Genomic DNA, 13,814 nt, shown 5'->3' with positions numbered 1-13,814 from the left:
AGGATGCGGCGTCGCGTGGCTATCGCTTCGTCAATCCTGCGATCAGATCGTCTTTTGCACTATCGACTGAGTCTAAAGAAATCGTTAACTCGTGCCGGATTGCGGGTCGGCGGAGCGTTGTCGCGCAGCGCGCTCGTTCAAGGCGAGCGTGAATCGGGCGGGATCCCAATCGTCGTCGAGTGCGCGATGCATGAGTTCCTGCTGGCTTTCCGGCGCCAACCCGCCGATCGGCGGGTCGCGGTCGAGGTTGGTCGGGAACGGGTAGCCCTCAGCGCAGGATGCGATTGCCGCGGTGATTTCCGTGTCGCTTATCCGTCCCGACGCGCGGCGTTCACGCAGTACTGGATATAACGCCTCGCACATCCCCGTGCGGTCGAGCACTTCCATCGCCCGGCCATAAGCCGATGAGACCTGCAAGAGGTTCGCCATGCGCTGCACGTGCGCAGTGCGATTTGCGCCGGCCGCATGGAACAACGCGGGATTGAAGAACACAACGTCGCCCTTGGAGAGCGGCAGTTGGACGAAATGGTCCTCGAAATACTCTCGAAACTCGGCCCGGCGCCACGCCAGATATCCCTCGTTATATCGCTGCGAATACGGCAGCAGCTTCGTCGGTCCGCTCTCGACAGGCATCTCGCTATGCGCCACCGCGCCCTGCAAGGTGAGAAAGGAGGACATTCGATGTACGTGCGCGGGATAGCGTTCGGCCTTTTCGGCCGTCTGGAAGCCGAGGTGATAATCGCGATGCGCCTGTTGGGCAGCGCCGCCTGGGCGAACCACATTCACCTGTGACGTCATCTGGTAACACGGTCCGAGCCACGCTTCCGACATAATCATCAGCATTGGATTCGAAAAGTATTCCGCGAAGACTTCAGGCGCTCGCAGGCAGAGCTTCTCCTGGGCATTCCAGATCCGGTCATTCGCGCCTGCCTTGGCGAAATGGTCTGCCGCACTCGAGCCTTGCTCGCGTTCACTACGAATAATGGATTCGAAGACGGCCGTTGCATCGTCAACCGGTCCGGTATCGACAAATGCCCGCCGAAGCACGAGTACCCCCGCGCCATCGTGAAGGACTCGAGCCCATTCCGCCTGCAACTGCGCTCTCTGCGATGTATCGTGTGTTATGCCATCGAGTTGTGGACAGTCGTAAATGGGAATCCGCTGCGTAATTTCCGCCGCATAGCGGGTCGGGCCGTGGTCATCATCCTCTAGCAAAGCGACGAATTCGTTTAAAGCGCAATCGCGCTCGCGGTACCAACTCCGCTCGCACTTTTCGATACGATCCTGGCTGCGGTCCATGTCTCTCTCCTCTGTACGTCAAGGATAGCCTCATGTCGATGCACTCGCCAGGCGTGTAATCAGCCCCTCGAAGAAACTGCCTCTGCCCAAGCCCGTTCTGATGTATTGGACAAGGCGTCGAATAGGCACCCTGATGTTCTCCGCTTCTCAACCGCCGCAGAGATACCTGCACCGTAAGCCACATCCGCAAGACGGCAATGTTCGATGTGAAGCTGAACGATCGGATCCGACACGCCCTGCAATGCCCGCGCGGTGTTCTCAAACAATACTGAAGCGATCGGCACGTTGTTTGAGCGGCTCAAAGAGTGTGGGATCGAATCATGGCGTCTTTCGAAGGCTTCCTGTTCGTAGGCACCTCCTCGTCGGTGGACTGTAATGCATCGATGTTCGCGTCGGCACGGTCGAGCATCGCGCGGGCCTTGCTCATATCGAGCGCGCCTTCCCATCGAGCGACCACAATGGTCGCCACCCCGTTGCCGATCAGGTTAGTCACTGCACGAGCTTCGTTGAGAAAGCGATCGACACCTAGCAGCAGAACCAGTCCAGACACCGGGATTTTGTGCATCGAGGCCAGCGTGGCAGCCAGCGCGACGAATCCGGCTCCGGCCACGCCCGCGGACCCCTTGGATGTCAGCAGCAGCACGCCGAGCAGCAGCAACTGGTCCCAGATCGTCAGGTGGATATTCATCGCTTGCGCGACAAACATCGAGGCCATGGTCAAGTAGATCGCCGTACCATCGGCATTGAAGGTATAGCCCGTAGGCAACACCATCCCAACCACGGGCCGTGAACACCCCAGCTTCTCCATCTTGATTAGCATTTGCGGGAGTACCGCTTCAGTCGAAGCGGTACCGAGGGTAATGAAGATTTCGTCCTTGATGTAGCGAAGATACTTCCACAGCGACAGCCCGCTCATGCGCATCACCAGACCCAACACCACGACTACGAAAAAGATCGAGGTCAGGTAAAGGCACAGCATCAATTGGCCGAACGACGCCAGCGTACCGATGCCGTACTTCGCGATGGTGAATGCCATGCCGCCAAAGGCACCGATGGGCGCGACATACATGACGATTCGGACCACGCCGAACATGCCCTGAAGGAACATGTCGAGCATATCGACGAACGGCGCAGTGCGGTGCCCCAGCCTGGCGAGCGCGATGGCAAACAGAAGCGAAAAGAAGATGATCGGCAGGATGTCGCCATTCGCGAACGCTCCAACAACGCTGTTTGGAACGATGCTCATGAAGAACTCGAGCATTCCGTGCTGTTGCGCCGCGTGCGTATAGGTGGAAATCGCTGAACTGTCGATATGCGCGGGGTCGATGTTCATACCGCTGCCCGGCTTGATGACATTCACGATGACAAGGCCAACAGCGAGCGCAATCGTCGATGCAATTTCGAAGTAAACCATCGCCTTGACGCCGACACGACCGGCCTCATGAAGATCAGTCATGCGGGCAATGCCAACGACTACGGAAGCAAAAATGATCGGAGCAAGCAGCATCCGGATCAGTTTGATGAACAGGTCTCCGAGTGGTTTGAGTTGCGAACCGATGTCAGGGTAGAAATGCCCGACGAGGACCCCGGCAACAATGCCAATCAGAACCTGTACATAGAGCCTGGAAAGAGCTTTTCCGATCTTTGAAAACCCGCATGACTGTCTCCTATGCGTGGCATCTTCTAATGAAAAATTCAGGCTCGTACTCTCCACAGCGGGATCTACCGCGTTGGAAAGTACGAACCGATTTCGTCTGCGTTTTTTTGTCTATTTTTAATCAACGCCAAGCCGACGTTTGTCGTCGGCCCGTTTTGCCGCGAGCTAGCCGATTAGCAGCTTATGCGGACAGTTTTTGCATCTGGGAGAAGAGATCGGCTTTGCCTTCGAAACCGATGCCGGGCAGATCAGGCATTGTGATGAAGCCGTTTTCCACCTTGACGCCGTCTGGGAAGCCGCCATACGGTTGGAACAGGTCCGGATAGGATTCGTTGCCACCGAGTCCGAGTCCAGCCGCGATGTTCAACGACATCTGATGGCCGCCGTGCGGTATGCAGCGGCTCGGTGACCAGCCGTGTTGATGCAGCATGTCGAGCGTGCGCAGATATTCGACGAGGCCGTAGCTGAGCGCGCAGTCGAATTGCAACCAGTCGCGATCCGGACGCATGCCGCCGTAACGGATCAGGTTGCGGGCATCCTGCATCGAGAAAAGATCTTCGCCGGTCGCCATCGGCTTGTCGTAATAGTTGCGAAGCGTGACCTGCAATTCGTAATCCAGCGGGTCGCCCGGCTCTTCGTACCAGAACAGGTCGTATTGCGAGAGTGCCTTCGCGTACTGGATCGCCGTATCGAGATCGAAGCGGCCGTTGGCGTCGACAGCGAGTTTTTGTCCGTCGCCCAGCACGCTCAGAATCGAGTCGATGCGGCGCAGATCTTCGTCGAGCGAAGCGCCGCCGATCTTTTTCTTCACGACCGTATAGCCGCGGTCAATATAGCTGCGCATTTCGTCTTTCAGCTTTCCGTGGTCCTGGCCCGGGTAGTAGTAGCCGCCGGCGGCGTACACAAAGATCCTGCGATTGGGCTGACCATTGCCGTAGCGGTCGGCCAGCAACTGGAACAGCGGCTTGCCTTCGATTTTCGCCACCGCGTCCCAGATCGCCATGTCGATGGTGCCGATCGCCACCGAGCGCTCGCCGTGGCCGCCCGGTTTTTCGTTCGTGAACATGGTCGCCCAGATCTTGTGCGGATCGAGGTTGTCGCCGGCGTCGTTGACGAGCGTGAGGGGATCGGCTTCGAGAATGCGCGGAATGAAGCGCTCGCGCATCAGTTTGCCCTGGCCGTAGCGGCCGTTCGAATTAAAGCCGTAACCCACCACCGGCTTGCCGTCCCGGATCACGTCCGTCACAACGGCGACGAGACTCAGCGTCATCTTGCTGAAGTCGATGTAGGCGTTGCGGATGGGGGAACTGATCGGAACGGTCTTCTCGCGGATTTCTACGATTCTCATGACGGGGTCTCCTGAGTTCTGAGCACATATCGCATGCGTCTGGCTGCAATGGAAACTAGCTTATCCGCGAAATGAGGCGTTAGAATTCGCTTTGATTCATTTCATTTTTTACTTTAAGTAAATAACCAAAGTGACCGCTGACCCGGCATCCGATTTCGAGTTTTTCATCCTCCTCGCCAAACTCAAAAGCTTGTCGGGGGCGGCGCGGGCGCTCGATCTCACGCCGCCCGCCGCGACCAAGCGCCTTGGGTTGATGGAACAGAAACTGGGCGCGCGCCTGGTCAACAGAACGACGCGCAGTGTCAGCCTGACGCCGGAGGGCGAGACCTACCTGCGCTACGCGATACAGATCGTCGGGCAAGTCCGGCAGATGGAAGATGAGATATCGGGGGCTCGCTCCGATCCCCATGGACTGCTACGCGTGAATGCGACGCTCGGTTTCGGGCGCACGACCATCGCGCCGCTCGTGTCCGACTTCGCGAAGCGCTTTCCCAATGTGGAGATCCAGTTTGAAGTGACGGACCGGCCCATCGATCTGGTCGAGGAAGCGTTCGACATGGCGATCCGTTTTGGAACGCTTCCCGACAGCCGGCTCAGCGCCCGGCGCATCATGAGTAATCGCCGCTTTCTATGCGCCTCGCCGAAATACCTCGAAAGATTCGGGACACCGGAGCGTATCGAGGATCTGGTCCGACACCGTTGCATCATTCATCGCCAGAACGATGATGCTTATGGCGTGTGGCGGTATATGCAGGGCGACCACACCGAAGCGTTGAAGGTCAAAGGCGCGCTTTCGAGCAACGATGGCGACATCGTGCTGCGCTGGGCGCTCGACGGACACGGAATATTGATTCGTTCCGAATGGGATCTGGCCAAGTACGTTCAGAGCGGCCGGTTAAAACTGGTTTTACCCAATACCGTACTGCCCTCAGCCGACCTGTTCGTCTACTACCCTAGCCAGCGAAACCAGACGGCGCGGGCCCGGGCATTCATCGATTTTCTGATCGATCATTTTCAGGCGCCGTTTATTCCGGTTGAAACTGGCGCTTTGCTTTACGACCAAAAGAAGAAAGCAGGCCGCAAAGCGTGAGCCGCCCGCTGTCATTGCGCGGGCGCCGTCTGCCCCAACCGCTCGCCGAACTGCAACGCCGCAAGCTGAGCATAAAGCGGAGAACTCAAAAGGAGTTCGGCATGACGTCCCTGCGCGACGATCCGCCCCTGCTCCAGCACGATAATACGGTCGGCCTGTTGGACGGTCGCGAGGCGGTGCGCGATGACCAGTGTGGTGCGGTTCTGCGCGGCGTTGTCCAGCGCCTTTTGCACCAGCCGTTCGCTGGCGGCATCGAGCGCACTGGTCGCTTCGTCCAGCAGCAGGATGGGCGGATTCTTCAGGATCGCGCGAGCGATCGCAATGCGCTGGCGCTGTCCGCCGGACAGCCGCACGCCGCGCTCGCCGAGAAAGGTGTCGTAGCCCTGCGGTAGTTCTTCGATAAAGCCGGCCGCAGCCGCCATGTCGGCGGCCCGTTGTACTTGCGCGAGCGTGGCTTCCGGCGCGCCATAGCGGATATTGTCGAGCACGCTCCCGGAAAAAATCACCGATTCCTGCAGCACCACGCCAATTTCCTTGCGCAATTCGACGAGCGGCACGTCACGCGTCGGCACGCCGTTGATCAGAATGCGGCCGGCTTGCGGATCGTAGAAGCGCAACAGCAACTGGAACAGCGTGGTCTTGCCCGCGCCGGACGGACCGACCAGTGCCACATGTTCACCCGGGCGGACCTCGAGCGAGAGTGCGGAAAGCGCCGCGATGCCTGGGCGCGATGGATACGAGAAGCTGACATCTTCGAAGCGGATGCCCTCGCCTCGCGCAGGCAGCGCCACTGTCGTTTCGGCCTGCACCACGGGCGAGCGCGCCGCCAGCAATTGCAGCAAACGTTCGGTGGCGCCGGCAGCGCGCTGCAGATCGCCCCATACCTCCGCAACCGCGCCCACGGCGCCGGCCGTAAACACGGCGTAGAGGATGAACTGGGACAATTGGCCCGCCGTCATCCGACCGGCCAGCACCGCCTGCGCACCGAGCCACAGCACGAACACGATAGCGGTGAACACCAGCACGATCACCACGGCGGTCAACCAGGCGCGCGCGCGAATGCGCGTGAGCGCGGTCTCGAAGGCCGCCTCCACCGCGCCGGCATAGCGCCGCGCCTCGAATGGCTCCTGCGTGTACGACTGCACGGTCGGCATGGCATTGAGCACCTCGCCCGCCAGCGCGCTCGTGTTCGCAATCTTGTCCTGGCTCGCGCGTGAGAGCCGCCGCACGCGGCGGCCGAAGATCACAATAGGTGCGACCACCACGACCAGCGTCGCGATGATGTAGCCGGACAGTACCGGGCTCGTCACCGCCAGCATCGCCACGCCGCCGGTCAACAGGAAGAAGTTGCGCAATCCCAGCGACAGGCTGGTGCCCACCACCGTCTGGATCAAGGTGGTGTCGACGGTGAGCCGTGACAGTACCTCGCCGGTCTGCGTGGTCTCGAAGAATTGCGGGCTCATGCTCAGCACGTGATCGTAGACAGCACGCCGCAAGTCGGCCGTGACCCGCTCGCCCAGCCATGAGACGAGGTAGAAGCGCAGTGCCGTGGCGGTGGCCAGTACCAGCGACACGACAAAAAGCGCGAGGAAATAGCGATCGATGTGCCCCCGGTCGCCCGCGGCAAAACCCCGATCGATCAGGTATTTGAACGCCACCGGCAACACCAGCGTGGCACCCGCCGAGGTCACCAGCGCGAGGAACGCGAGCGCCCAGCGGCCGGCATACGGGCGCAGGAAGGGAAACAGTGCGAAGAGCGGGCCGATACGGCGTGAAGGCGGCGGCGACGTCATAGCGTCTGGCATGAGGATTCCCAAGCGGATCGAATATTCTGTCGATTGTAGGCGGCGGCTAGCAAAGGCAGGCGAACGACCTTGGCGACGGCCGAATTCATCGCGACGGCGGCTTCGTCAATCGACTGGGCGGTAACGAACCTACCGGAGCAACTAAACAGTTGCATGTGGTCGCCTCAAATCGGACAATTTCCGTCAGACCGGCGTGTTGCAGCGATGCTCGAAGCGCGAACCGATGAGCATATGGCGGCCCGACCGCCGCATCTAACGCGTATGCTCCGAAAAGCGTCGCAGTGAAATAGTAGCCAGCAATAAAAGAAAAACGTAGCACTCACACTCTTGGGAGGTCGGCATGCTTTCCTTCATCGGTACACTGATTGTGGGGCTGGTCGTCGGATTGATTGCGCGGGCGGTAAAGCCCGGAGACGACCGCATGGGCCTCCTTATGACCATCGTCCTCGGCATTGCCGGCTCGCTAATTGCGGGTTATGTGGGGCGCGCGCTGGGCTGGTACCAACCAGGCCAGGCGGCGGGCTGGATCGCCTCGATAATTGGCGCGATCGTCCTGCTGGTCATTTACGGACTGGTGCGCCGGCGGAGCTAGCGCGTTTGCGCGACCTTCCGTCTGGAGGACGTGCGGCGCCTGAGATGAATGGAGGCGGACTGACTGTCTGCAACCCCGTCGGCCCGTTGAATCAAGGGACGGCCGCCAGCATCGACTGACGGCAGCCCGCCGCGGCACACCGGCAAGCATATTGGGCTCGAACGTCCTCGTCCGAGGGATCGTCGGTCGTCAGCAGGTATTCGATAAACAGTTCTTCGCCCGCCTCGATCGGCCGGATCGTGTGAATGAAGATGCGGCCATCATCCTCGATGGTCTCGCAGTTCGGCGCGCAAGCGTGGTTCAGCCATCGCGCACTATTGCCGCCACGGCTTCCGTCGATCACGCGTCCGTCCGACAGGCCAAAAAGAAACGTGTGCCCGGCGACACCTTCGCGCCGATGCCGGCGCACGGCTTCCCGCCAGCTCGTCAATTCGCCCCGGTATTCAAGCACGCACTCACCCGCCGCGAGCGGCCGCATCGCGAACACACCCTTTCCGTGGACTGACGACCGCCGTACGATCACGCGCCGCATACTGTTTCCTTGACTGACTGACTGACTGACTGACTGACTGACGCACCAGTATACGAGTGCAAATTTGCGCTTGCATGATTTTGTGCCGGCTATCGCCACTTGCGGCCATCGCGTCGACCGACAGCAGCCACCCGAGTATCGACGAAGCGCGCCGGGCGCGCGGTCTGCATCGGCACATTAAGACGCTGCGCGGATCTATTGCTGCGGCGACGCTTCCAGAAGACCCTTGAGTTGCGAGACCGCCGTATCGGATTCCGATTGAATCCGTCCGCGCAGCACTAACCAGTTGAATAGAGCGAACCACAACGACGGCGCGCGATAAGTGAATTCACGTTCGAAGCGAGTCCCGCTCTCGGTCGATGTCAGCGAATAAGTGACGGTGCCGGCCGGTCTGCCATCAATCGTTCCTTCTATCGACCACTTGCCCGGAGGCTCCCGTGCAGCGACTGTCCACACGACGCGGCCACGCCTTCCCGCTACACGGAATTCCTCCGTTACCTGCTCGCCCAGATCGAGTGGATGGTCAACCGAGCCGCTGACCGCAAGCGATGACGGATGCCAGGCGGGCCAGTGAGCCGGGGTCGTGACATAGTCGAATACGACAGTGGGAGAGCGTTGAATCGACGCGACCGTCACGATGCGTGTGTCGAGCCCGATTCGCTGCGGCAATGGGATAGAGAGCAACGCGATGAAGACGAGCACAGCCAATATCGCCGTGAGGAACCGTTTACGGTTTTTCATAACGCTTGGTACTCTGCGTGCTCCAGACGAAGTTATTTTACTGCGGAGCGTTGGGTCAGGCGGATCGAGTGCGAGCGTTGTCGTCCTGCGTCAGCGGATGACGTGCTGTCCGGCAGCGCGATGATCGAACCTGGCGACTGGGCCCCGACATAACTCCCCGGCCGCGGTTGCACACCAGCGCTCCGCCAACATGCACATCAACCACCGTGATACATCGGATTGATGCTATCGCCCGGGGCACGCCGACCGGATTGCGACTTACCTGATTCGCTACCGCCGACGCCGCTATGGTTCACATCAACCACGCTGCCATGGCCCTCCGCCGCCGCCTTCGCTTGAGTGGTTTGACTGCGATGCACTACTGACGTAGCGACATCGCTTCGATCGGAGGAAGTCTGGTCGTTACCGCCTGCGAACGCGGGAGCTGCTAGCAATGTGATGCTTGCGACTAACAGAGCGGCAATAGATCTCACTTTCATGGCGACTCCCATAAACTTGTCGAACATTCAAAGGCACCCGGATCAGGTCCATTGCGGCGCGCGCGATGCTCAACGTTGGTGGGTCGACGTGTAGGACTCTGCCGCGCGCTAACAAATGGCTCAAACGAACAACGAGTTTCCCGGCATACGGCCAATGCATGCTGATGCCGCGGCGATAGCGTTAAACCGTCCGTCGTTGTGCCCACAGTTATCAATGCACGGGTTGTGCCAATGCTTGTTCGCTCATCTTCCGAGCGAGCGTAACTACCTGAAAATAAACGACCTCGATCTCGACCACGAGAGCTTTCCAGTCCGATCGAGGAGCCGTGACGTCTGGCCATAGGCAACGTATCTTGAGCGGCTGTGTGTGGTCACCCAACATCATGGTCGGTCATGGCGGCCGTGCTAGAGTCGAGCATCTTTCTTTATCGCGTCGCCCTTATGCCGCCACGGCGCAAAACGTGAACATGCAAAGTCCAGCGATCGTTCCTGAACAGACCGCTCTGGTGGTCATGCACTATCAGACGGACATCATGCGGTTATTTCCATCGGTCGCACCCGCTCTGCTCGCCAATACGCGCAAGCTGTGCGACGCCGCGCGAGCCAAAGGAGTCAGCGTTTATTTCGCCAGGATCCACTTTAGTCCAGGCTATCCGGAAGTCAGTCCGGTAAACAGAAATGGCCAGGGAATCAAGCAACTGGGTCTTTTCGTCGACGACGAGATCGCGCCGGAACTCGGCCAGCAGGCCACCGAACCGCTCATCATCGCGCATCGCGCCAGCGTGTTCTTTGGCACCGATCTGCAGGTGCGGCTTTCCGCGCAGGGGATCGATACATTAATCATGGTGGGCATAGCGTCGACTGGCGTCGTGCTGTCGTCCGTTGCATACGCGAGCGATGCGGACTTCCGCTTGTTCACTGTGAAGGATTGCTGCTACGACCCGGATCAGGTCGTGCACGATCATCTATTTTCAACGGCGTTCGATTCGCGCACCACGGTGCTCTCGCTCGCTGATGCCTTGTCGTTGCTTGCCTAGCACGTGCCGGCATTTTTTCGGCTGTCGCTGCGAGGCAGCCGCTCCGCTGCACGGTGTTCGGGTCGAACTTCGACGCTCAAGAAAACAGCGGTAAAGATTCAACTGCCGTTTGACGCTGGCGCCGCGAAGCCGCGGATCGGCTGGTTCGTGCGGGAGCGTATTCGCCGACGGAGCCGAGGCGCTTGTTGAGATCCGACAGTGCCTTGCAGACAGACGTGCGATCGGGCATTGCGACCAATGCCAACTCGAGCCGGTTCAGCAGTTCCGGCAGGCTCGATTCCCCAGTCATCTTCCCTGCGAACTTCCGCTTCCGCATAAGACCGCTCCCTGATTCGACAGACGCTGCGCGCACAGTCCCTCATGCTACCAGGTCGACAGGGACGCGTCCAGGCAGGTTCGGGAGATCGCCCTCCCAAAAGGCGTCATCGTCCGAGGCAACCGAGGCCGAATCGAATAGCGGCCTGCCTAGGTTCGGGAATAGCTTTCCGCGCTGACTTGTCCGTCATTTGCATCTGAACCGATTATGATAGTGACGGACGACATCATATTTATCGCCTGAGGTGGCTCGCGGTCGGCCGTGGCCCGTCTCGCTGAATCACTCTGCAAGCCCGGCAACCAGGTCATGATTTCGGGGCGCGTAGCAACGCCCCCCGAGTCGATCCTGCCTCACAGGAACAACCATGAACGACAAATCCCTCATCAAGGTAGCGGTCCTCGACGACTATCAGAACGTCGCGCTGAGCATGGCAGACTGGTCGCCACTCACGAACCGTGCTGACGTGACAGTGTTCAACGATCACGTCGCCGATATCGGGAACCTCATTCAGCGCCTGCAGCCATTCGACGTCATCTGCGTGATGCGGGAGCGCACACCGTTGCCCCGCGAGGTCATCGAAAGCCTGCCGAATCTGAAGCTGATTGCCTCGACCGGCGCAGGAAATACGTCGATCGATCAGGATGCGGCGGCGGAACGCGGCATCGAAATTCGTCACACCGGCTATTCGTCCACGCCGACGATCGAGATGACGTGGGCGCTGATTCTCGCGATGGCCCGCAATATTCCTCTCGAGAATCAGTCGGTGCGGCAGGGAGGCTGGCAGCTTTCGCTTGGCGATGAACTCGCGGGCAAGACGCTTGGGTTGCTCGGCCTTGGCCGCGTCGGTTCGGCTGTCGGCATCATCGGGCGGGCATTCAGAATGAACGTTATCGCGTGGAGTCAGAACCTCACCGAGGAACGCGCCGCCGAAAAAGGCGTGCAGCGAGTCAGCAAGGACGTGCTGTTCTCAACGGCGGACTTCCTGTCGATCCACGTCCGGCTTAGCGAGCGAACCGCCGGTTTGGTCGGTGCGGCGGAATTCGCACAGATGAAACCCACGAGCCGGCTAATCAATACGTCGAGAGGTCCGATCGTCGACTCCGCCGCACTGCTTACCGCACTCGCAACCGGCCAGATTACCGGCGCCGCGCTGGATGTGTACGACGTCGAACCGCTCGACAACCCGCACCCTCTGCGCGAATTGCCCAACGTGCTCGCGACGCCTCATATCGGCTATGTATCGAAGGAGTTGTATCGCACGTTCTACGGCGATACAGTGCGTAACATCGTTCAATGGCTCGATGAAAGCGAAGGGTCCGCGCGCGGCTAGCGAAGGAAAGGATCTTCGCTAGCTCCGGCCCGATCAGCCCTGTACCGCCGCGGGGTTCAATTCGATATGCAGGACGACGAGCCACCGCTTCGGGCAGTCGTCCGCGATCTGCACGCCCTGCGTGCCTTCGCCGCTCTTCTTCACAAAGCCCTTCTCGCGCGCGAAGCCGAATGCGCGCCGCGCATCGGCCTGCAGCCATAACGTCACCATCCCGCACGTCACACAGCTGAAAATCCAAACCGCTTGATGCGGTGGCGCGGAATCGAGTTGCTGCACGAAATACGTGAAAATAGTCGTCAGCACCTGGTTCGTGACGAAGGCGATGGCCACCACCTTGCACAGCCCCCTGAACATCATCGCGGGTCTCGACGGTGTCATGGAAGTCAGACGCCAAACTCGACGGTCACGCGACTCTTCGTTTGCATGAACTCCATATCGACTCCGGTAGATCGCTTCGTCTCTTCAGCGCAAAGCCAGTCACCCACTATACGAAGTCCGTGGTAAAGAACGCGCAACGATTGCCGGCAATGCCGTAAATATTGTGGAAATGGCCCGCGTCTAAGGGGCCGTCTGCGCTTGTGAGTGCATAGCTTCGCGTTCGAGCCATGCGCGGAACAGCACGACCAGTTCGTCCGCCGACTTTCCATCCGGAACGTAAGTGCAATAGCTCCGCGACGGCAAACGAGGACCGGCGAACGGCGCGGCAAGCCGGCCGGACGCGAGATCGTCCGCGACCAGGGCGGTCGGTCCCATCGCGATGCCTATTCCGTCGATGGCCGCTTGCAACGTCAGAAAGAAGTGATCGAAGGTCAGCGCGGCGGCCGGCCTGAGTGCCGGAATCTCTGCGCTCGCCAGCCAGTCCGGCCACACCCGCGGAAGACTCGACGTATGCAGCAACGTGTGCTGCCGCATATCGTCTGGCGTTCGAAGCGGCAGGCGCCGCAAGAGCGCTGGACTACAAACAGGGATTCGCTCCTCGGACAGGAACGGCCGCATCGAGTAGCCATAGAAGGTGTCCGGACCGCCCCGGACGATCACGTCGTAGGTCTCCTTCAGACTCTCCAACGACTCGTTCGACGTCTGCACATTGACGTCCACGTCGGGATGCGCGGCGCGGAATGTCGCCAGTCTCGGCACCAGCCAGCGCAATGTGAAGGTCGCGGGCGCATTCACGGATAGTGTCCTGGAAAGCGTTTCAGGGAATCCGTATCGGGCCGTGGCCTGCGAGAGCTCCTCGAACAAAGGACCGATTTGCGCCAGATAAGCCTTCGCTGCCGGCGTCAGCGCGACGCGCCGGTTGTGCCGTTCGAATAACGATGCGCCGAGCCACTCTTCGAGCGCACGCACGTGCTGGCTCACCGCACCGTGAGTCACGTGTAATTCAGCGGCGGCTTCCTTGAAGCTGCCGAGACGGCCTGCGGACTCGAAGGCGCGCAAGGCATTGAGCGGCGGCAAGGTCCGTTTCATTCACAATAGTTTATCTAACGCGAAGTCTAAATTTAACTGGTTTGTTGACCGAATACAAGATAGATATTCTTCCTACTGCGCCGCTGATTCCGGCTCCGTCGCACTCTTCCGGCCTTGAACC

Annotated in this window: 13 protein-coding genes; 4 read left to right on the top strand and 9 right to left on the bottom strand. The window is 59.9% G+C overall.

Features of this window, described 5'->3' with window-relative positions; all coding sequences use genetic code 11:
- Nucleotides 1–84 precede the first annotated feature (84 nt).
- From B0G75_RS02830 to B0G75_RS02815, 3 genes are all read right to left on the bottom strand, one after another.
- Nucleotides 85–1,299 (bottom strand): phytanoyl-CoA dioxygenase family protein, encoded by a 1,215-nt coding sequence (locus tag B0G75_RS02830; RefSeq protein ID WP_106300427.1) that lies wholly within the window; start codon nucleotides 1,297–1,299, stop codon nucleotides 85–87.
- Between the two features lie 298 nt (nucleotides 1,300–1,597).
- Nucleotides 1,598–2,941, bottom strand: coding sequence for a C4-dicarboxylate transporter DctA (gene dctA / locus B0G75_RS02820; protein ID WP_181309172.1), 1,344 nt, complete (start codon nucleotides 2,939–2,941; stop codon nucleotides 1,598–1,600).
- Nucleotides 2,942–3,137: 196 nt separating this feature from the next.
- Nucleotides 3,138–4,304: a mandelate racemase/muconate lactonizing enzyme family protein gene (locus B0G75_RS02815; RefSeq protein WP_106300425.1), complete on the bottom strand. Its 1,167-nt coding sequence runs from the start codon at nucleotides 4,302–4,304 to the stop codon at nucleotides 3,138–3,140.
- Between the two features lie 130 nt (nucleotides 4,305–4,434).
- On the opposite strand from B0G75_RS02815, the gene B0G75_RS02810 reads away from it, so the two are divergent.
- Entirely contained in the window at nucleotides 4,435–5,394 is a 960-nt protein-coding gene (locus B0G75_RS02810) for a LysR family transcriptional regulator (protein ID WP_106300423.1), read from the top strand.
- Nucleotides 5,395–5,405: 11 nt separating this feature from the next.
- Here B0G75_RS02810 and B0G75_RS02805 read toward each other — a convergent pair whose 3' ends face one another.
- Complete coding sequence (locus tag B0G75_RS02805) at nucleotides 5,406–7,199, bottom strand: ABC transporter transmembrane domain-containing protein (RefSeq protein ID WP_181309143.1); 1,794 nt, start codon at nucleotides 7,197–7,199, stop codon at nucleotides 5,406–5,408.
- A gap of 340 nt (nucleotides 7,200–7,539) precedes the next feature.
- Here B0G75_RS02805 and B0G75_RS02800 point away from each other — a divergent pair, with 340 nt between their 5' ends.
- Nucleotides 7,540–7,791: a GlsB/YeaQ/YmgE family stress response membrane protein gene (locus B0G75_RS02800; protein WP_106300418.1), complete on the top strand. Its 252-nt coding sequence runs from the start codon at nucleotides 7,540–7,542 to the stop codon at nucleotides 7,789–7,791.
- Nucleotides 7,792–7,882: 91 nt separating this feature from the next.
- Here B0G75_RS02800 and B0G75_RS02795 read toward each other — a convergent pair whose 3' ends face one another.
- From B0G75_RS02795 to B0G75_RS02785, 3 genes are all read right to left on the bottom strand, one after another.
- Nucleotides 7,883–8,323: an SET domain-containing protein gene (locus tag B0G75_RS02795; protein WP_106300416.1), complete on the bottom strand. Its 441-nt coding sequence runs from the start codon at nucleotides 8,321–8,323 to the stop codon at nucleotides 7,883–7,885.
- Between the two features lie 195 nt (nucleotides 8,324–8,518).
- Nucleotides 8,519–9,064, bottom strand: coding sequence for an SRPBCC family protein (locus tag B0G75_RS02790; RefSeq protein ID WP_106300414.1), 546 nt, complete (start codon nucleotides 9,062–9,064; stop codon nucleotides 8,519–8,521).
- A 197-nt stretch (nucleotides 9,065–9,261) separates the two neighbouring features.
- Nucleotides 9,262–9,570 (bottom strand): hypothetical protein, encoded by a 309-nt coding sequence (locus B0G75_RS02785; RefSeq protein ID WP_258194205.1) that lies wholly within the window; start codon nucleotides 9,568–9,570, stop codon nucleotides 9,262–9,264.
- Nucleotides 9,571–10,010: 440 nt separating this feature from the next.
- Here B0G75_RS02785 and B0G75_RS02780 point away from each other — a divergent pair, with 440 nt between their 5' ends.
- Nucleotides 10,011–10,580, top strand: coding sequence for an isochorismatase family cysteine hydrolase (locus tag B0G75_RS02780; protein WP_106301793.1), 570 nt, complete (start codon nucleotides 10,011–10,013; stop codon nucleotides 10,578–10,580).
- A 680-nt stretch (nucleotides 10,581–11,260) separates the two neighbouring features.
- Entirely contained in the window at nucleotides 11,261–12,226 is a 966-nt protein-coding gene (locus B0G75_RS02770) for a D-2-hydroxyacid dehydrogenase family protein (protein ID WP_106300410.1), read from the top strand.
- 33 nt (nucleotides 12,227–12,259) lie between these two features.
- Here the strand turns inward: B0G75_RS02770 and B0G75_RS02765 are convergent, their stop codons facing one another.
- Both B0G75_RS02765 and gcvA read right to left on the bottom strand, forming a co-directional pair.
- The gene (locus B0G75_RS02765) at nucleotides 12,260–12,604 is read right to left on the bottom strand and encodes a hypothetical protein (RefSeq protein ID WP_258194204.1); all 345 of its coding nucleotides are present in this window, start codon (nucleotides 12,602–12,604) and stop codon (nucleotides 12,260–12,262) included.
- Nucleotides 12,605–12,784: 180 nt separating this feature from the next.
- The gene (gene gcvA, locus B0G75_RS02760) at nucleotides 12,785–13,693 is read right to left on the bottom strand and encodes a transcriptional regulator GcvA (protein WP_106300406.1); all 909 of its coding nucleotides are present in this window, start codon (nucleotides 13,691–13,693) and stop codon (nucleotides 12,785–12,787) included.
- Between the last annotated feature and the right edge of the window lie 121 nt (nucleotides 13,694–13,814).

The sequence above is a fragment of the Paraburkholderia sp. BL18I3N2 genome (assembly GCF_003001875.1).
Taxonomy (GTDB): Bacteria; Pseudomonadota; Gammaproteobacteria; order Burkholderiales; family Burkholderiaceae; genus Paraburkholderia; species Paraburkholderia phytofirmans.
The sequence above is the reverse complement of the archived record's forward strand: the minus strand, read 5'-3'. Positions and strand labels throughout refer to the sequence as shown.